The 17,230-nt window shown below is 61.6% G+C and carries 20 protein-coding genes; 12 read left to right on the top strand and 8 right to left on the bottom strand.

Features of this window, described 5'->3' with window-relative positions:
- Positions 1-97: 97 nt before the first annotated feature.
- The 3 genes from BTO02_RS31525 to BTO02_RS31515 all read right to left on the bottom strand — a co-directional run bounded on the left by BTO02_RS31525 (position 98) and on the right by BTO02_RS31515 (position 1,788).
- Positions 98-508 carry a DUF3175 domain-containing protein gene (locus BTO02_RS31525; protein ID WP_075160899.1) on the bottom strand — a complete coding sequence of 137 codons (411 nt, stop codon included), beginning with the start codon at positions 506-508 and terminating at the stop codon, positions 98-100.
- A gap of 15 nt (positions 509-523) precedes the next feature.
- The gene (locus BTO02_RS31520) at positions 524-1,030 is read right to left on the bottom strand and encodes a PRC-barrel domain-containing protein (RefSeq protein ID WP_075160898.1); all 507 of its coding nucleotides are present in this window, start codon (positions 1,028-1,030) and stop codon (positions 524-526) included.
- 83 nt (positions 1,031-1,113) lie between these two features.
- On the bottom strand, positions 1,114-1,788 hold the full coding sequence (locus BTO02_RS31515; RefSeq protein ID WP_075161574.1) for an HAD family hydrolase: 675 nt from the start codon (positions 1,786-1,788) through the stop codon (positions 1,114-1,116).
- Positions 1,789-2,097: 309 nt separating this feature from the next.
- On the opposite strand from BTO02_RS31515, the gene BTO02_RS31510 reads away from it, so the two are divergent.
- The 5 genes from BTO02_RS31510 (at position 2,098) to BTO02_RS31490 (ending at position 4,050) form a co-directional block, all read left to right on the top strand.
- Entirely contained in the window at positions 2,098-2,397 is a 300-nt protein-coding gene (locus BTO02_RS31510) for a hypothetical protein (RefSeq protein ID WP_075161573.1), read from the top strand.
- Positions 2,398-2,488: 91 nt separating this feature from the next.
- Positions 2,489-2,701: a hypothetical protein gene (locus BTO02_RS31505; RefSeq protein ID WP_075160897.1), complete on the top strand. Its 213-nt coding sequence runs from the start codon at positions 2,489-2,491 to the stop codon at positions 2,699-2,701.
- A 187-nt stretch (positions 2,702-2,888) separates the two neighbouring features.
- A complete protein-coding gene (locus BTO02_RS31500; protein ID WP_075160896.1) occupies positions 2,889-3,179 on the top strand; it encodes a hypothetical protein in 291 nt (96 codons plus the stop codon).
- A 21-nt stretch (positions 3,180-3,200) separates the two neighbouring features.
- Positions 3,201-3,758 carry a type 1 glutamine amidotransferase domain-containing protein gene (locus BTO02_RS31495; RefSeq protein WP_075160895.1) on the top strand — a complete coding sequence of 186 codons (558 nt, stop codon included), beginning with the start codon at positions 3,201-3,203 and terminating at the stop codon, positions 3,756-3,758.
- Positions 3,759-3,771: 13 nt separating this feature from the next.
- Positions 3,772-4,050: a DUF1488 domain-containing protein gene (locus BTO02_RS31490; RefSeq protein WP_075161572.1), complete on the top strand. Its 279-nt coding sequence runs from the start codon at positions 3,772-3,774 to the stop codon at positions 4,048-4,050.
- Positions 4,051-4,158: 108 nt separating this feature from the next.
- Here BTO02_RS31490 and BTO02_RS34590 read toward each other — a convergent pair whose 3' ends face one another.
- The gene (locus BTO02_RS34590) at positions 4,159-4,452 is read right to left on the bottom strand and encodes a hypothetical protein (RefSeq protein WP_156884041.1); all 294 of its coding nucleotides are present in this window, start codon (positions 4,450-4,452) and stop codon (positions 4,159-4,161) included.
- A 219-nt stretch (positions 4,453-4,671) separates the two neighbouring features.
- Here BTO02_RS34590 and BTO02_RS31480 point away from each other — a divergent pair, with 219 nt between their 5' ends.
- Positions 4,672-5,124 (top strand): PA2169 family four-helix-bundle protein, encoded by a 453-nt coding sequence (locus BTO02_RS31480; protein WP_075160893.1) that lies wholly within the window; start codon positions 4,672-4,674, stop codon positions 5,122-5,124.
- A gap of 221 nt (positions 5,125-5,345) precedes the next feature.
- On the opposite strand, the gene BTO02_RS31475 is transcribed toward BTO02_RS31480, so the two are convergent.
- Positions 5,346-5,684, bottom strand: coding sequence for a BON domain-containing protein (locus BTO02_RS31475; RefSeq protein WP_075160892.1), 339 nt, complete (start codon positions 5,682-5,684; stop codon positions 5,346-5,348).
- Between the two features lie 395 nt (positions 5,685-6,079).
- Between BTO02_RS31475 and BTO02_RS31470 the strand changes: the two genes are divergently transcribed.
- The 6 genes from BTO02_RS31470 (at position 6,080) to BTO02_RS31440 (ending at position 13,138) form a co-directional block, all read left to right on the top strand.
- Entirely contained in the window at positions 6,080-7,555 is a 1,476-nt protein-coding gene (locus BTO02_RS31470; RefSeq protein WP_075160891.1) for an RNA polymerase factor sigma-54, read from the top strand.
- Positions 7,556-8,201: 646 nt separating this feature from the next.
- Positions 8,202-8,645, top strand: a complete 444-nt coding sequence (locus BTO02_RS31465) for a universal stress protein (RefSeq protein ID WP_075160890.1) — start codon at positions 8,202-8,204, stop codon at positions 8,643-8,645.
- A gap of 299 nt (positions 8,646-8,944) precedes the next feature.
- The gene (gene ilvC / locus BTO02_RS31455) at positions 8,945-9,961 is read left to right on the top strand and encodes a ketol-acid reductoisomerase (protein WP_075160888.1); all 1,017 of its coding nucleotides are present in this window, start codon (positions 8,945-8,947) and stop codon (positions 9,959-9,961) included.
- A 55-nt stretch (positions 9,962-10,016) separates the two neighbouring features.
- Positions 10,017-10,763: a response regulator transcription factor gene (locus BTO02_RS31450; RefSeq protein WP_075160887.1), complete on the top strand. Its 747-nt coding sequence runs from the start codon at positions 10,017-10,019 to the stop codon at positions 10,761-10,763.
- An 831-nt stretch (positions 10,764-11,594) separates the two neighbouring features.
- Complete coding sequence (locus tag BTO02_RS31445) at positions 11,595-12,128, top strand: RNA polymerase sigma factor (RefSeq protein WP_075160886.1); 534 nt, start codon at positions 11,595-11,597, stop codon at positions 12,126-12,128.
- An 11-nt stretch (positions 12,129-12,139) separates the two neighbouring features.
- Positions 12,140-13,138, top strand: coding sequence for an anti-sigma factor (locus tag BTO02_RS31440; protein ID WP_075160885.1), 999 nt, complete (start codon positions 12,140-12,142; stop codon positions 13,136-13,138).
- A gap of 193 nt (positions 13,139-13,331) precedes the next feature.
- On the opposite strand, the gene BTO02_RS31435 is transcribed toward BTO02_RS31440, so the two are convergent.
- The 3 genes from BTO02_RS31435 to BTO02_RS31425 form a co-directional block, all read right to left on the bottom strand.
- Positions 13,332-13,901, bottom strand: a complete 570-nt coding sequence (locus tag BTO02_RS31435; RefSeq protein WP_075160884.1) for a VOC family protein — start codon at positions 13,899-13,901, stop codon at positions 13,332-13,334.
- 803 nt (positions 13,902-14,704) lie between these two features.
- Positions 14,705-15,583 carry an MBL fold metallo-hydrolase gene (locus BTO02_RS31430; protein WP_075160883.1) on the bottom strand — a complete coding sequence of 293 codons (879 nt, stop codon included), beginning with the start codon at positions 15,581-15,583 and terminating at the stop codon, positions 14,705-14,707.
- A gap of 191 nt (positions 15,584-15,774) precedes the next feature.
- Positions 15,775-17,064, bottom strand: coding sequence for a sugar efflux transporter (locus BTO02_RS31425; RefSeq protein WP_075160882.1), 1,290 nt, complete (start codon positions 17,062-17,064; stop codon positions 15,775-15,777).
- Between the last annotated feature and the right edge of the window lie 166 nt (positions 17,065-17,230).

Genomic DNA, 17,230 nt, shown 5'->3' with positions numbered 1-17,230 from the left:
CGCACGCCGTTGCACGCAGACCGGTTAAGCATCCTTATCATCACCCTTGTTGTCCGGCGTGGTTCACCGATGTTCGCTCTTTTATCCTCGCAGCCTTTCACGGCTCGCGGCCGAACGCTTCGCGCAGCTTGCGCTTTGCCTGCTGCAACGTAGCGCGGCGGCTCTTTGGCAGATTCCGTCCGGCACGGTTGATATAAAAGTTCAGCATCGACATAGCGGACTGAAACGGCGTGCCTTTGCGCCGTTTGCTGTGCGTCGAGGAACGCTTCAGCGATTCGGCGATGTCCTGTGCATTGCCGGTCTTGAAGATGTCGCGCTCGAGGTCCATCGCGTCGCTGTGCTCCATCACCTCGTGCGACCAGCGGCGCGATTTGTCGTTCGCGGCGGGTTTGGCCTGCTGCGCCGCATGCTTATGGCGTTGACGCGCGGGCCGGCCGCCCTTGCTGCGCGCGGACGGATGTTTCGCGGTGGATTTGCGCGATGGGGAGCGTGAACGGATCGTAGTCATGGCCTGTGTCCTCCCTCAAAGCTTCACGCCGCCGGCCTCGGGCGCGTCCGACGAACCGGGCGGAATATCGCCGGCGTCACGGGCGTCGAATTCGGTCGAACGATAGCGGCTGCCTGCGTCGCTTCCCCAATACGGCTCGCGTCCATAGTATTGGTGGATCGACGTCGCCCAGGTTTCATCCGCCATGGACGGCCAATGATTCCTGTCGAAGCCCGGTGCGTTTTTCACGCGCTCGGCGGTTAAAGACAGCACGAAGCATGTGCGGTCCGTGTCGAGCGTGAGCGCGCCCCATGGAATGGCCATCAGCTTGTCGCCGATGCCAAGAAAGCCGCCGGTCGACAGCACCGCATACGCGACGCGTCCCGAGCGAACGTCGAGCATGATGTCCTTGAGCTTGCCGATGTCATGGCCATCCGAACTGATGACACGATCGCCGTCGAGCGTGGCGGCGGCCATCACTTCTGGTCCCGGCCCATTTGCCATGTCGCGGCCGCTGCCGACGATGTTTGCACCTGTGCTCATCGCGGTTCTCCGAACGTTTTGACATGGAGCGTGGCAGCAACTGGCGTTCCTTAGCGGAACGAGTCGGTGCGCAGCGCGCAGTGTCAGGGCCGTGCGGCGATTTCGTCGAGATGCAGCAGCAGATCGGCAGGATCTTCGTACACGCGCAGCGCGCCCGCCCGTTCGAGCTCTTCGCGCCCGTAGCCGCCCGATAGCAGGCCGACACCGAGAGCGCGGCAACGGCGCGCCGCGAGCATGTCCCAGATACTGTCGCCAACCACGACCGTCTGTTCGATCGGCACCGCGAGCCGGTGTGCTGCCGCGATAAAGAGGTCCGGGTCCGGCTTTGCGTATTTGACATCGTCGCGCGTGACGACGACGGATTTCGCCGGATCGACGCCGAGCGCCTGCAGGTTGACGGCGGCGGTTTCCATGCGTCCGCTCGTCGCGATCGCCCATTTCGTGCCGCTCGCGTCGAGCGCGGCGAGCAACTCGCGCGCGCCGGGCAGTGGGCATACCTGTGCATGGAGCCGGCGATATGCGTCAGCGTGTTTCGAACGCAGGCGCTCGACGCGCTCGCCGCTGATCGCGCCGCCTGTTTCGCGCAGCAACTGATGTGTGAAGAGGCCGCCGCTCATGCCGATCTTGCGGTGAATCCTCCACACGGAGAGTTCGATGCCTTCGCTATCGAGCGCTTCCTTCCACGCGAGCACGTGCTGATAAACGCTGTCGACCAGCGTTCCATCGAGGTCGAACAAAAACGACGTAGTAATGCGCATGATGAGATACCTCACGTGAATGGACCGTCGTTCGGGCATGTATTGCGATATCGCAACGCGGCCCGGGCCATTTGTTGCTGCGCGAAAGACTGACGTCGCGCTCGTAAATTGCAGGTACATGCAGAGTGTAACGGTCCATGCGGCGCGTGCGTAGCGGATTGCATACGTGAGGGGCATCGCCCGGATGCTGCGCATATGTCGTCGAGGCGCGGCGGCACAGGGCTTGCTGAACTGTCAGTGCAGGTGACGCATCGCTTTGCGGCCTTCCGCCGCAGAACAATTCAAGGGAGAAACAGGATGAAGCTCAGGATGAAATTCACGAAAACACTGCTGGTATCGGCTCTTCTCGCGCTCTCCGGTGCGGCGTTTGCACAAGGCGCGGGCGGGGGCGGCGGTAACTCGGGCGGCGGTTCGTCGGGCGGCGGCGGGGCCGGGATGGCGACGGGCAACGATACGGGCGCCAATAAGGCTGGCCAGAACGCGACGAGTTCGAGCGGCATGAGCCATTCGCAAATGCAACACCACTCGACCAAGGGCAAGAAGAAGCAGATGAACGATACGACCAACATGCCGGGTGCAAATGCGAGCAGCGACACGAAGGGACAGTAGCTCAGCGCGAAACGAGAGGCCGGATGAGGCACGAAACAGAGATCCGGCCGGCGACGACGCCGGCCCCTCATGATGACGGGAGGACAGTTCGATGAACGGTGTATTACGCAGCATCGGCATTGCAGCGTCGGTCGTAATGCTTGCGTGCGGCACGGTCGCGTGCAAGAAGGCCGATAACAGCAGTGCGGACACAGGTGCCGCCGCGGGCAGCGGCGGCGCGATGGGCGGCCCGGCCGCGGCCAGCGGACCGTTGGGCGCGAGCGGAGCAGCCTCGACGGATGCAGCTTCAGGAGCCAGCCAGTAAAACGGGGGAAGAACCTCGGGAACCGGATGGCAGCAGGTGCATCACAACTGCAAGTGCGTGACGATCCACAGCAACGCCGTGTGCGCAATGGACGCGTACCGGCTTCGCGGTGATCCACCGACGCCGTTGCCGACGGCATGCAAGGCGGCACCAGCAAGCGGCACGCTCAAGCATTGTGGAGAGGATCATGCAGTCGAAAACTCATTACCAGGCCAATATTTGCGGCGGCGATTTCCAGCACGTCCGGCAGTGTTTCGAGACGTGGAAGACGCAAACGCTCGTATATCGGCGCAATCAGTTCATGTTTGAAGGCAAGCGCGAAGTGCGGCCTCTCGAAGGCCGCGTATTCGACAACGGCGAGGTCGCGCAGCATGTACTCGCGCAGACCTGCCAGCCACGCGATCCGTACGCGATCGCAGCGGAGATACGCGACGGCGAGCGCGATTTGTGGCTCGTCATGGCCGCGTATGAAGAGTGACTGTTTCAAGGAGAGAAATGTATGGCCAACACACCTGATTCGCTCAAGGGTTGCAAGGTCGCGATGCTTGCTGTCGACGGATTCGAGCAGGCAGAACTGCTCGAGCCACGCCGCGCGCTCGCCGAAGCCGGTGCAACCGTTCACGTAATTTCTGCCAAACCCGGAAAGATTCAGGGGTTCAAGCACGTCGACAAGGGCGATGCCGTCGATGTCGACCTGACGTTCGAGAAGGCGACGCCCGATGACTACGATGCGGTCGTGCTACCTGGTGGCGTCGTCAACGGCGATGCAATTCGCGTGCTGCCGGCGGCGCAGGCGTTCGTAAAAGCCGTCGACCACGCGCGCAAGCCGATTGCCGTGATCTGCCATGGCACGTGGCTACCGGTATCGGCGGGCATCATCAAAGGACGGACGGTGACAAGCTGGCCAAGCCTGCAGGACGATATTCGCAACGCGGGCGGCACATGGGTCGACAAGGAAGTCGTCGAAGACGGCAACTTCATCACGAGCCGCAAGCCCGACGATATACCGGCATTCAACAAAACGTTGATTGCACAACTATCGCGTGCGGCGGCGTGAGCGCGGCTCGTTCATGAAGATCACATTTTCCGACGACGCGCCGCATTTCGACGGTTCGAGCCTGAAGCTGGCATTTGTCGCGTACGTGGACGGCGAAGCCGTTGCGTGCGCAATAACGGCCGAGGCGCTCGAAGATCATTTCGGCGCGAATTCGGCGCAGGAGGACGAGTTGTTGCGCGCGTTCGAGCGTGGCCGGGCGCGCATCCGTTCGGTATGCGAGCAGGCGCTCGAGCACAACGACGGCGCAAGCGTCGAGTTGCATAGCGGTGTGTTTCGCATGGACGAGGAGTAACGGAAGCGGAAATCGAAGGCTTCGACAAGCGACAAAAAAAGACGGCGGCCCGTTACAAGCGGCCGCCGCGCGCTTAAACCAGAGACTAGCCCAACCCGAAAGTTTCTCTCACACCCAAAGGTTCTGAGGCGGCGCGTAGCGGTGGGTGAAACGGCGGGACATTGCACGCGGGTCGGCGCTCTGCGGCGCGACGCGGCCCGCTTCGCTGTGCGTGTCTTGTTCTGTGCCGCAGCCCGCCGCGATGACGCCGGCGCGCGCGGTGCCGCAGCCCGCCGGTCGCTGATCCAGTTCTACGTGCCGTTTAACCAGCGGCCCGGCGAGCCGTTCGCGGACCTGCACGGCAGCCGCCGACGCGACGATCGCCGCCAGCACAAGCCACTCTGCGTATCTAACCTTCGACATCGCTTCTCCTTGTCGTTGCTGCCCGACTTTTATGTTTGCCGCGAAGAGACAGCAAACGGCGTGCCACCAAACGGCGTGCCACCAAACGACATGCCTATCGGCGTTCGGCGTCGGGCACGCCGACTGCGAAGCTTTCAAGGCACGAACCGGCGTGTCGCAGCCTGTGAAATGCGCGGCGCGCATTTGCACGCGCCTAAACCCGAAACGAGGAGGTAAAAAATGGCTACCAATGTGATCTCGGTGATCAACGAGTTGATTGAAACTTCAAAGGATGGCGAGCAGGGTTTTCTGAAGGCAGCCGAAGATGCACACGATACGGAACTGAAGACGTTACTGCGTTCGCGCGCCGACACGTGTACGCGCGCCGCGCGCGAACTGCAGGACGTCGTGATGCAACTAGGAGGTAAGCCCGAAAGCGGCGGTTCGATGTCGGGCGCCTTGCACCGCGGCTGGGTCGATCTGAAGTCCGCGGTCGGCAGCCGCAGCGATCACGCGATCCTGGCCGACTGCGAGAAAGGCGAGGACGTTGCGAAGAAGCGCTATCAGCAAGCGCTCGAGAAGGATCTGCCTGCCGACGTGAGGGCAGTGGTTGAACGTCAATACCAGGGCGTGTTGCAGAATCATGACCGCATTCGCGACCTGCGCGATCAGCATGCAGCGACAAAACCCTGATTTGCGCGGTCAAGACGGATCGGCGCGGCGGTGTTTTACCGCCGCGGCGTCTTACCCGGTGTCTCAACCGCATCCGAGCCGATAAGGAGCCGATAAAAAAAGAGCGCCGGCGCTATCGCAGCACCGGCGCTCTTCTTTCTTCAATTGCGAGCCGCTACGTCAGCCGACCCCCAAGTCACTTCCCCTCGCGAACTCGAAGAAGCTAATCGTGTGCTTCCGCGTTATTCGGAAGCGATCTTCAGGTGGTTCTTCACGCCCTTCACGCCGTCGACGTTCTGCGCGACGTCTTGCGCCGCCGACTTGTCATCGGCCGAGGGCACGGAACCCGTCAGCCACACGATGCCCTTACGCGTCTTCACATGGATGTGCGTCGACTTGACGTTCTTCGCACTGAGCAGTTCAGCCTTGACTTTGGTCGTGACCGTGCCGTCGTCGAAATGTTGGCCCAGGGTCTCGGACGACGCGGGCGGTGCCGATGCACCGGTCTGCGCGGTTGCGTTCAGGGCAAACGCGACGCATGCGATGCTGCCTGCGGTCTTGAGGAGCTGGATCGTTTTCATGGGTTCTCCTTTTGCGTGAATTTCGCTTGAATCATCGGAACGCGGTCAGTCCCGCGCATGGCGCAGATATGCGCATCGTTCCTGCCGCAAGCCACGTGCCCGACGCTGGCGCCGACATGCGTTACGACGGGTGTGCCCCGCTCGAGCCGCGTAGGCACGAGTGCTCCGGCCGCTCGGATGAGCATGCCGGCGCGCGTCGGCAACGGTTGGCGCCGCGCCGCGCGAGGGATGCCAGCCTTTGCCGGCCGCTTGTAAAAAGCACGCGGCGAGAACCGTCAGCAAGCGCCGTGCAAAAACGCAAATCCGAGAAAAAACAGGCGATTGGCGAAGCTGGTACGACAGTTGCTCTTATCGGGCAGAACCGTTTTTCGTTGATCAACAGGACCATGTCTACAATGCCGCCTTCAATTGAACTACGAGCGAGGCAGTCGTTTGCGCTTACTCCGCGCCTGCAACAGTCCGTGCGGCTATTGCAGCTCTCGTCGCTCGAATTCCAGCAGGAACTGCGCACTGCGCTCGATACGAATCCTTTCCTCGAGTACGATCCGTCTGCTCCCGAAGAGGGGGGACTGACCGGCACCGCCGCGGCCGATGGTCAAGTGGCGGCGGAGACGTTGCCGGCGGCGGAGCGCGACGCGGCGCTCGACGGCTCGGCAACCGATACGCGTGGCGAAAGCGCGCTGGCGGACGACGTCGGCGGCGACTATTCCGGCGATTCGTATGGCCGCGGTTCGTCGCGCTACAACGGCGACGGCGAAGGGAGCGATCCGGCGGAATGGGCGCGTGTGCAGCCGACCCTCCACGAACAGCTGCATGATGCGCTGCGCCTCTATCGACTCGATGAACGCGACCGCGAGGCAGCACGGGTCGTGATCGAGGCGCTCGACGACGATGGTTACCTGCGCCAGGCGCTCTCAGAGCTGACCGACGTCGTCGAGTTCGATCCACCGCTCACCGAAGACGAACTCACCGTGGCGCTGCGTCTCGTGCAGACACTCGACCGTCCCGGTCTCGCCGCTCGTTCGTTATCCGAATGTCTCGCGCTGCAGATCGATGCCTTGCCGGCCGATACGCCGGGGCGCGCCGTCGCGCGCAAAATCGTCGAACAGCATCTCGACCGGCTCGCGCGCCGCGAGCATGCGGAGCTTCAGAAGCAGCTCGGCTGCGACGCGGAGGCGCTACGCATTGCCTGTGCGCTGGTACGCAAGCTCGATCCGAAACCCGGCAATTCGTATGGGCGCAGCGACGAGAACTATGTCGTACCGGACGTGCTCGTGCGTCAGGTGCGCAACAAGTGGGTCGTGACGATCAATCCGGCCGTTTTGCCGCGGGCGCGCATTCACCGGATGTACGCCGAACTGTTTGCGCAATCGGCAGGCGCGAGCCGCTCGCCGCTTGCGCAGCAGCTGCAGGAAGCGCGTTGGCTGATCCGCAATGCGCAACAGCGCTTCGACACGATTCAGCGCGTGGCCGAATGCATCGTCGCGCATCAGAAGGCGTTCTTCCAGTATGGCGAGATCGCGCTGAAGCCGCTCGTGCTGCGCGACGTCGCCGACGAGCTGGGTCTGCACGAATCGACGATCTCGCGTGCGACAGGCAACAAGTACATGGCTACGCCGCGCGGCATTTTCGAGTTCAAACACTTCTTCCCGCGCGAGCTCGGCACCGAAAGCGGCGGGACCTGCTCGGCGGCGGCCGTGCGCGCGTTGCTCAAGGAAATGATCGCCGCGGAGAACGTGCGCGATCCGTTGTCGGACGTCACATTGGCGAAGATGCTCGCGGATCAGGGCGTGCTCGTCGCGCGGCGCACGGTCGCGAAATATCGGCGGCTGATGAAAGTCCCGCCCGCGGAGATGCGCAGGCAGATCTGAGTCGGGCCGCCCTGGTTCATACATTTCATTGATATCGCACAGCGCCTTGTTCAGGCGCTGTGCTTTTTTATGCGCCTTCCCGAAGGCTGTGGAAATGGCAACCGCGAACGATCGGGTGGACTTCGATCACCGGTTTTACCGTAGTCATCGAATTTGCCGTCAACGGCAACAGGTTCGCGATGCAATGCCGCCGAAAGCCGCTGCCCGTCCGCGGACAGAGGGGCGGTGTTTCCTAACCGAACGCGCGATGCTGGGCGGCGGCCAGGCCGAAACGCATTCGCGTGCGAGGCGAACGAACAGGACCTCCTGCATTGCGAACGGGCGTGGCGAATATTCGTATGCTCGAAGCCCTAAAAGGCGTCGGCAATCGGGGTATGGAAGTGAAAGCACGCGACAGGCATTTGAACGGCAGCCCTAATGATGGCGTGCGGACGGCGTTTGGATGGCGTGCGGATGGCGTGTGGCCGTCGCGCAGGACGTTGATCGACGCGCGCTTGCCATGTGCGCGCACAGCCGATGCGTCGGCGCGGCGCCTCCCCGTGGAATACGCCTGCTGGGCCAGGTGTTTTGCGAGGTGACCAAGGGACGAAAGGTCAGACAGCGTGCGAAGCCCTACCGGCTCTCTAACCTTTGCAGCGAGTTTTCCATGTCCAAACCTTCAAGGATCCTGCTTTACTACGACGGCACCCGCGAAGCGAAAACGGCGCTGCATCACGCAGCCGAGCTTGCGCTTGCCCTCGAGGCGCACACCGACGTGCTCGCAGTCGTCGATACGACGTCGACGATCGCGGCAACCGGCTGGTACCTGTCGGACCTCGCCTGCGCGTGCGTCCAGGACGCGGCGATGATCACCTTGCGCGAGGCGCTCGACCATATGGAGGGCAGCGGCGTGCCCGTGCGCGGCCACATGGCCTGCGGCGACATCGTCGACAGCATCTCGACGCACGCCGGGCTGCTGAACTCGGACATTCTGGTTGTCGGGCATCGCCCGCGCAGCGGTCTTGCCCGATGGTGGAACCGGGGCCTCGCGCACGACGATCTGATGGCGCGCTGCAATGGCCGCCTTGTCGTGACAATTCCTTGTAACTGAGCGGTTCAGCCGCGCCAGTGCTTCGCGCGGCCCACCAGCGCGGGGCCCACCAGGCCCGGCCGCGCGCGGCGCGCTGCGCACGCCGTACGGCAGCCATGCCCCATTCTGACGATGGAATAACGCCGCACGTTCAGGTGTTGTGTCGGTTGCAGGTTGCCGATACCCGTCGCATGTCCGACGTGCACTGAGCTGTTTCAGCGTGAAACGGCGGTGGTTTAAGGCATTTGTAAAGCGTGCGGCCGGTGATGCGGCGAGCGCTGGAGAATTTGCCACGCCTGCGATTTCCAACAGGAAGACAAATGAAAGTTTTCTACGACAAAGACGCCGACCTCTCCCTCATCAAAGGCAAGCAGGTCACGATCATCGGTTACGGCTCGCAAGGCCATGCACACGCGCTGAACCTGAAGGACAGCGGCGTGAAGGTGACCGTCGGTCTTCGCAAGGGCGGCGCTTCGTGGAGCAAGGCTGAGAACGCGGGCCTGACCGTGAAGGAAGTGGCCGAGGCGGTGAAGGGCGCCGACGTCGTCATGATGCTGCTGCCCGACGAGCAGATCGCCGAGGTGTACAGGAACGAAGTGCACGCCAATGCGAAGCAGGGCGCGGCGCTCGCGTTCGCGCACGGCTTCAACGTGCATTACGGCCAGGTGATTCCGCGTGCGGACCTCGACGTGATCATGATCGCGCCGAAGGCGCCGGGTCACACGGTGCGCAGCACGTACTCGCAAGGCGGCGGCGTGCCGATGCTGGTCGCGGTGGCGCAGGACAAATCGGGCGCGGCGCGCGATATCGCGCTCTCATACGCGGCAGCCATCGGCGGCGGCCGCGCCGGCGTCATCGAGACGAACTTCCGCGAAGAAACCGAAACCGATCTGTTCGGCGAACAGGCGGTGCTGTGCGGCGGCACGGTCGATCTGATCAAGGCCGGCTTCGAGACGCTGGTCGAGGCCGGTTACGCGCCGGAAATGGCGTACTTCGAGTGCCTGCATGAACTGAAGCTGATCGTCGACCTGATCTACGAAGGCGGCATCGCGAACATGAACTACTCGATCTCGAACAACGCCGAGTACGGCGAGTACGTGACGGGCCCGCGCATCATCACCGACGAAACGAAGAAGGTGATGAAGGACGTGCTGAAAGACATCCAGACGGGCGAATACGCGAAGAGCTTCATCATCGAAAACCGCGCCGGCGCGCCGACGCTGCAATCGCGCCGCCGTCTGACGGCCGAGCACCAGATCGAGCAGGTCGGTGCGAAGCTGCGCGCGATGATGCCGTGGATCGCGAAGAACAAACTCGTCGACCAGTCGAAGAACTAGGCATGAAACGAACCGGCAATATGTGTGGCGGCGACGCGGCCAGCGAAGGTGACGGATGATCGGCCCAACGGATAAGCGGCAGATTCGGGATGGTAAAACGATGACGAGATCTCGAGTGCTGACGATCGACGACGACCCGAAGACGGGCGTGGAAATCGTCGCGGAACTGAAAAACTATGGATTTTCCGTGGACTGGGTCGGCGACGGGCGCGAAGCACTCGCACGCGCGATCGGCGGGGGTTATGACGCGATCACGCTGGAACGCATGCTGCCGGGTATCGACGGCATGAGCATTCTTGCCGCTATGCGCACCGTCGGCGTGCAAACGCCGGTGCTGATGTTGAACGTTCCCGACGATGTCGACGAAAGGATACGCAGCCTGCGTGCGCGCGGCGATGACTATCTGACGCGCCCATACGACTCGGGCGAATTGATGGCGCGTCTCGAAGGCTTGATTCGTCGCAGCCAGGAGCCCGGCGTCGGCGTTGCCGCACGTGCTGCGGAGACGGTGCTGCGCACCGGCCCGCTCGCACTCGATCTCGCCGCGCGCAGAGTGACGCGCGACGGCGCCGAGATTGCGTTGCTGCCGACCGAATGTCGCGTGCTCGAATTCATGATGCGGCGCGTAGGCCAGACCGTGACTCGCATGATGCTGTTCGAGGCGGTCTGGAGCTATCACTTTGACCCGGGTACGAACCTCATAGAAGTTCACATGAGCAAGCTACGCAAGAAGATTGACATGCCTGGTAAAGAATCCCTGCTCAAGACGGTGCGTGGTTCAGGCTATGTGCTCTCGATATAGGCGGTTTAATTACGTATGATTGCGGCGCACGAATTCGTGCGTGGCAAATTTGATGGATATTTCCTCTTCGTGTCGCGCCTGAAATTTCAGGGGCGCCCGTTAGGGATTTTTAGTTACCTTGAATGAACCAACATATTATTGGTTCACACAAGCCTAAAGATTCCGAAAGCGTTTTTCCAGAATTGTTTTGCAAATACCTGACATATGTCGTGCTTTGCATAATTGCGCCGCAAAGCGGTTCGTCGGGGAGCAAGGCCGGTTCTTCCTAAACGAATGGTGTTCGGTTGCCGTAACGATGCGCTTTGGTTAAGGTCACGTTTGACAGGGAATGCGTTGTTATCGTTGCCTTTCTCCTCCGGTGCGTCGAAGCAGGGCGGTAGCCCGGCGACCGGGCGGGGCGGCATGACGTAGCGGGCAAAAACGCATCGCAAGGATATCGATATGTTGTCCGTGCGAGCACACGAAACCAGGATCCTGATGGTGCAAAAACGAATGACATTAGGCAAACCGCGTTTATCGCACGACGCTGCAAAGGTGGCGTTCGCGACGGTCCGCCGTCGTTTCGGGACGGCGCTCTTGCGCAAGCGGCTTACGCTACTTGCGTCTAAAAGAAAGGCAATGGTTTTGGACTTGACTACCCGGAAATTGGCTTGCAATTCGATTGGTGATCAACAATGACTACCTTCGTTTATTTTTCTAATTGCGTTAGCCGGGTTGATAAAGGATGCGCCAGCAAACGTTTGCGATCGACGCTAAACTTCGTCTGCCGCCGATCTCCGCGAATTAACGCGGAGTCGGCAGAACAGAAACGTCACGCGAGGAATTACGCCGATGAGCGTCGCAGATTTTCCCAGCATCCTTCCAGAATTGCTGCCGAGGTTGTGGGCGTTCGCGCTACGCATCTCTCGAGATCAGCACGATGCGGAAGATCTGGTGCAACGTGCATGCCTTCGCGCACTCGAGCGGGCACATCAACTAAAGCCGGATACTTCTCCGTTGAGCTGGATGTATTCGATCGTGCACACGACCTGGATCAACGAATTGCGCGCGCGCAGCGTACGCAGTCGTACAAGTGCGGAATGGGACGACAGCTACCTGGAGACTGTCGCCGATCCTTCCGCGCCCGATCCTGAAGCCGACGCGCTCAACCGGCAGATCGTCCGCGCCGTCGAGCGATTGCCGGATGCGCAACGCACCGTTATGCTGCTGGTAGTTGTCGAAGGGCTTAGTTATCAGGAGGCGGCCCAGGTACTCGGAGTACCGGTAGGCACCATCATGAGCCGTCTGTCGCGCGCGCGGCAGGCCGTTGGGAGTCAATTCGGCACGCGACAAGACCAAAAAGTGAAAGACAGCATCAAAGGGTAAGGAGACGGGGAATGAAGATTGACGACATCCTGTTGTTGTCGTACGTCGACGGCGTGCTACCGGCCGACCAGAAGCAACAGGTTGAAGAGGGGATCGGGTCGTCGGCTGAACTCGCGGAACGTGTGGCATTGCTACGCGCGTCTCGGCTACCTTATCAGCACGCATTCGCGCACCAGAACTTGCCCGAGGTGCCCGAGCGTCTGATAGAACTGGTGAGTCGCATCTCGCGCGGCGATGTCCATGCGCAATACGATGACCAGATCGACGACGCATCTACCGCGAAAGATGAAATACGCGTGCAAGCGAATCCCGCGGGTTCGCCTCCGGCTGACGTACCGCCCGCGTGGCAATTGTCGCGCCGCGCACCGTTTCGCGTCGCGCCTGCCTGGCTAGCGGTCGCGTTCGTTGCGGGCGCATTTTGCTGGGGTGCGGTGTTCAGACTCGCCGCGGATTCCCGCACGGGGTCGGGCATGTTCGATGGCACGCCGCTCGCCTCGTTGACGGGCAGTGCCGCATCGCCGTGGGTCGTGGCCGCCGCGGGCTACCAGCAGCTCTATGCGCACGAAACGCTTGCGGAAGTGCAACCAGACATGGTGCAGTCCGCACATATCGTCGACGAGATCCGCCAAAAAGATGGCCTCGACGTGCATGTGCCGGACCTGAGCGCATCGGGTCTCACGTTCAAGCGTGTGCAGCGCCTGCGTTTTCACGGCAGGCCGCTCGTGCAGATCGTCTATCTGCCGGCATCCGGCTCGCCGGTTGCGCTGTGCGTGACGAAAGAGGCGAAGCCCGACCACCCGATCGCCGAGCAGAGAATCGACGATATGAGTGTGGTGACATGGAGGCGCGGGCAGCTCGGCTACGCACTGATCGGGAAACGCGATGGTATTGCGTTGCCCGACCTGGGCAAGATGCTGGCCGAAAGTCACAACAGCCAGCTATTCGGTCAGGCATCGTTTGATTCGCTGCTTGCCTATCAATTACACCCCCTCTACCAAGGCGGCATGTAACGCACTCTGCAAAGTCTAACGGATTAGCGTACGCGAAGATTCTCTATTTTCGCAGAGGTTTTCGTGCGAGATGAAGAGCGCGCCATACGCGGCCGGTGGCAGGTTCAAGCCACGAGGCTGTGCATACAGACTTCTGCTTAGCGTTTGTGCGCCAAGCCCGCTAATATCGGTCGGGGCCGCTTGCATCAGATCATCACGCAACATTGCCCGCGACAATACTGAACTGCGGGCTTCCGCCTGATCTACGACCGCCTTGCATCCATTCGCGGACCGACGCCGTCATTTCCTCGACGACTCCGAACGTGTCTTCATGATCGACGCTGAACTCGAGCATCACGCCATTCGGATCCTTGATGTATAGCGACGTGCAAAAGCCATGCTGGAGCATCAGCGGCTCATATCCGGCTTTTTTCAGACGCTGCTCGATTTCGTCCTGTGTGGACGCCGCGACAAGCAGCGAGATATGCACGAAGAGCGACTGCTCCTTTTCCTTCCACGCCGCCTGTTTTTCGGGATCGTCGAACGTGAAGAACGCGAGCGTGCTGCCGTCGCCGAGTTCATAAAATGCGTAACCGAGGTCGACGCATGTTTTGCCGATCCGCTCGGGTTCGACCTCATAGGCGACCAGCGGCAGGCCCAGAATTCTTTCGTAGAAGTGGCGCGTTTGCTGATGGTTGTCCGTCGTGAAGGCATGGTGATGCAACCGCGTGGGAAGCTTCTTCAACGGCCGCACGGCCTTTTCGAACACAGACTGATTCATCATTGCTTCAACTCCTTTGGTGCTGGATGTAAACACGGGGTGGCGCCCCTTGCGCCTTGCAGCTTTGCCGGCACGCAACCGGGCCGTACCACCCGCGACGCTCCGATCCTGCTCTACGTCAACATGCATGCTGCTCAGCTAAAACAACTGGGACGGGCGATTATTCCGGACCATTGGCTCGCTGTCGTCGTGAATATCGACTCATGTGGAAGGTACTTCGCGATCGGCGCATGCGATGTATCCGTAAGGGAATATCGAAGCGCGATCGCGAAGTAGTCCGTGTGTTTCCAATACGGAACTGAAGGGCTTCATATGCTTGCCACGCGCCGCTGCATTGCCAAACGCATTTACAGCAGATATACGTAATCCGACGAAAACCCCGCGAAAACAGGTGAAATCGGAGCGGAGCCGATGGCCCGCTGAGCGATGCGGCATCGCTTACGATGGTGCGCCCGCCGATGGGAAAAATGAGAAGAAGACATCGACAAAGGCGCGCGTTGCCGACGGCACCGTCCAACGCCTTAAGCACAGGGTTCAAACCGTACTATCAGATCGGCCGTTGTTCGGCCGTTGTTACGGACACTGAATGAAATGCCCATGCGCGCGGTGTCGGCGACGCAGTTCTGAGACCTCGGTGTCGATAAGCGGCAGGATGCGCGTCACCGCCGCGGAAGGCGTGCGCGCCGCAGCGCCTGCCGATATGGGAGTCGCGGTGGCCTCGGAATGGATGTTCGCGCTGGAACTGGCGAGCGGCGAGGTGCGGGTGGTGTTGCCGAATGGGTGCTGCCGGGGGTGCGGGCACCGCATCACGCGCTATATCGCCACGCATATCCGTCGCCTTTGCGCATCACGCGCCCTATCGACGACTCCGGAAAATGCGCGGTAAACAGCAGTGCATCGCGCTTGACCGCGTAGTCGAGCAGCCACCGCCGCGAAGTGCGTGCGCGTGCTTCGTCGAGCGCAAATGTCGAGCACCATTCGGGTCGATACACCTGCAACGGATTGTGCATGACATCGCCGCAAAAAAGCGCTTCGTAGCCGTTCGAGCGGACCGAGATGGCCATATGCGCGATGCTGTGTCCAGGCGTCGGGTGAAACACGACGCCGTCGAGAAACTCGCCGCCGGTCTCGGGAATCATGACCGCTTGATTCGCCTCGATCACGGGCAATACGCTGTCTTCAAACACCATTCTGCGGCTCGCGCCTGCGCGCGTCGCAAAGAAATCCCTTTCCGCTTGCGGGAACACGTACTTTGCGCGGCCGAACGTCGGCATCCAGCGGCCGTCGACAAGATGCGTGTTCCAGCCGACATGGTCCGCGTGCAGATGCGTGAGCAGCACGTAGTCGACATCGTCGGGTTGCACGCCCGCATGTGCGAGGCGCTCGATAAACGAGGTTTGCAACTGGTCGAAGCGCGCATTGAACGGACGGTACTTGCCGTTGCCGATGCCGGTGTCGATCAGCAGCGTGTGTCCGCCTGTGCGGACCACCCACGTATGCACGTTCAATATCACTTCCTCTTGCCGCACGTCGAGCGTGGCCGGCGACAGGAGTCGCCCCAGTTCGGCGCAGCAGATCGTGCGCCAGTTCGGATAGAGGAATGACAGCGGAAGCGCAAACGTGGTTTCAGTGACGCGGGTAATCGACACGTCGCCGATCTGATGGGTAACGGTACTGAATGCCAATTTTGCCTCGGGACATCGAGCCTCGGCGTGCGGCCCGCGCAATCGTGTGCGCAAGGCGCCGCATGCCGTTGCCGGGAAAAAGACTCATTGTTGGCATTCGGATCGCGTGCGTCTTGCCAATTCGCACAGCGTTTGTTCGATACGCAGTGGTAGCAAATAAAGGATTACGCGATAAAGGAAATTTTCACATCCTAACTGCGGCGCGTGCGCCACAGATCGCGCACATAGTGCACGGCGCGCGCCCAGGGCGGATCGGCGAACAGCACGAAAGCGCCGGCCGCGAGACACCCACATGCCAGGAAAGTGCCGCGATAACCGATGCCTGCGACGAGCAGGCCGGACAACACGCCTGAAAGAATCGAACCGACGCGCGACGCGTTGAAGAAAAGCGCGGTGGCCGCGCCGGGCTTGTCAGGCATCAGGTCCTGGATATATGTCATGCCGAGGCACGAGGTGACCGCGACGACAAACGCATTGAGTCCCTGCATCGGAATGAGCACGTCGATCGAGCCGGCTGCGGCCATCGCGATGAAATAGATCACATGCACGATGCAGCAGGCGGCGAGCCAGCGCATCTTGTTCAGCGTCGCGCCGCGTGCGCCGAGTGCGAGCATCATCGGAATCTCGAGGAACGCACCGAGTCCGAGCATGATCGACACGTCGATGCGCGCGCCGTGCATGCCGTGCACGATGTAAAGCGGCAGCACGATCATCGTGGCGTTGGCGGCGAGTCCGATCAGCGTCAGTGCGATGACCGAACGCCAGATCTGGCGCGTGGGCGCACCCGGATGCGTGTAATCGGGTTGCGCAGGTTCTTCTGGTTCAGGCGTCGTGATTTCGAGCGACGACGCCGGGTCGCCGGGAACATGCTCGGGCGCGCTATGCAGCTCGCCGCCCGGTATTTCGTGCATGCGCCAGATAATCGCGGCGCATCCCGCAAAGCTTGCGGCCGCGAAAAGAAAGAGTCCGTGGAAGTTCGCTGCCGCCAGCACGAGCGCGCCGAGCGACGGCCCGAATACCCATGCGACCGACAGCAGCGTGCGCAGCGTCGCGGTGGCAAACGCGCGCTCGGCCTCGTCGCGCACCGGCAGTGCGGCGCGCCCGAACGAAAACACAAGGGAAAGCGCCGAGCCGCCGGCACCGAGAAATACGATGCCGATGCCGAGCAGCGCATGATAGTTGCGTACGAAACAGATCAGCAGATAGCCGAGCGCCGAGAGCAGCAGCGCCGCGAGCAGCAGCGGACGATGGTGGCCGTGGCGGTCCGACCACTTGCCGGCCCATGCGCTGATCGCGACGCCGCTGGCAGCGATCAGCGTCATGAAGACGCCGAGCATGAGCGGCGTCATCTGCGCCTGCTCGACGCCGAACAGCGACAGATACGGTGCGGTGAACGACATCGCGACGCCGAGCATCAGCGTCGCTGCTGCGAGAGGCAGGAAATGCGCAATGCGGGCGAGTTCGACGAGTCGGGCGTTCATTGATACCGCAGTTACTGCATGGGACCCGAGTAAGCGCCAAAGCGCCAACGCGGGTCGACATGAGGGGGCCGGTGCGCTGCGGGCGGCGCATCATGCGAGCGGGCAAGGCGGCGCGCAAGACGGCGCCGCACCAGGCCCTCATGCACGCTGCATCGCGCGCCGATCC

This window comes from Paraburkholderia sp. SOS3, assembly GCF_001922345.1.
GTDB lineage: Bacteria > Pseudomonadota > Gammaproteobacteria > Burkholderiales > Burkholderiaceae > Paraburkholderia.
This window is presented reverse-complemented; position numbering and strand designations above follow the sequence as displayed.

Coding starts and splice junctions, on each gene's coding strand:
- BTO02_RS31525 (WP_075160899.1), bottom strand. CDS start 508: ATGACTACGATCCGTTCACGCTCCCCATCGCGCAAATCCACCGCGAAA.
- BTO02_RS31520 (WP_075160898.1), bottom strand. CDS start 1,030: ATGAGCACAGGTGCAAACATCGTCGGCAGCGGCCGCGACATGGCAAAT.
- BTO02_RS31515 (WP_075161574.1), bottom strand. CDS start 1,788: ATGCGCATTACTACGTCGTTTTTGTTCGACCTCGATGGAACGCTGGTC.
- BTO02_RS31510 (WP_075161573.1), top strand. CDS start 2,098: ATGAAATTCACGAAAACACTGCTGGTATCGGCTCTTCTCGCGCTCTCC.
- BTO02_RS31505 (WP_075160897.1), top strand. CDS start 2,489: ATGAACGGTGTATTACGCAGCATCGGCATTGCAGCGTCGGTCGTAATG.
- BTO02_RS31500 (WP_075160896.1), top strand. CDS start 2,889: ATGCAGTCGAAAACTCATTACCAGGCCAATATTTGCGGCGGCGATTTC.
- BTO02_RS31495 (WP_075160895.1), top strand. CDS start 3,201: ATGGCCAACACACCTGATTCGCTCAAGGGTTGCAAGGTCGCGATGCTT.
- BTO02_RS31490 (WP_075161572.1), top strand. CDS start 3,772: ATGAAGATCACATTTTCCGACGACGCGCCGCATTTCGACGGTTCGAGC.
- BTO02_RS34590 (WP_156884041.1), bottom strand. CDS start 4,452: ATGTCGAAGGTTAGATACGCAGAGTGGCTTGTGCTGGCGGCGATCGTC.
- BTO02_RS31480 (WP_075160893.1), top strand. CDS start 4,672: ATGGCTACCAATGTGATCTCGGTGATCAACGAGTTGATTGAAACTTCA.
- BTO02_RS31475 (WP_075160892.1), bottom strand. CDS start 5,684: ATGAAAACGATCCAGCTCCTCAAGACCGCAGGCAGCATCGCATGCGTC.
- BTO02_RS31470 (WP_075160891.1), top strand. CDS start 6,080: ATGCCGCCTTCAATTGAACTACGAGCGAGGCAGTCGTTTGCGCTTACT.
- BTO02_RS31465 (WP_075160890.1), top strand. CDS start 8,202: ATGTCCAAACCTTCAAGGATCCTGCTTTACTACGACGGCACCCGCGAA.
- ilvC (WP_075160888.1), top strand. CDS start 8,945: ATGAAAGTTTTCTACGACAAAGACGCCGACCTCTCCCTCATCAAAGGC.
- BTO02_RS31450 (WP_075160887.1), top strand. CDS start 10,017: ATGATCGGCCCAACGGATAAGCGGCAGATTCGGGATGGTAAAACGATG.
- BTO02_RS31445 (WP_075160886.1), top strand. CDS start 11,595: ATGAGCGTCGCAGATTTTCCCAGCATCCTTCCAGAATTGCTGCCGAGG.
- BTO02_RS31440 (WP_075160885.1), top strand. CDS start 12,140: ATGAAGATTGACGACATCCTGTTGTTGTCGTACGTCGACGGCGTGCTA.
- BTO02_RS31435 (WP_075160884.1), bottom strand. CDS start 13,901: ATGATGAATCAGTCTGTGTTCGAAAAGGCCGTGCGGCCGTTGAAGAAG.
- BTO02_RS31425 (WP_075160882.1), bottom strand. CDS start 17,064: ATGAACGCCCGACTCGTCGAACTCGCCCGCATTGCGCATTTCCTGCCT.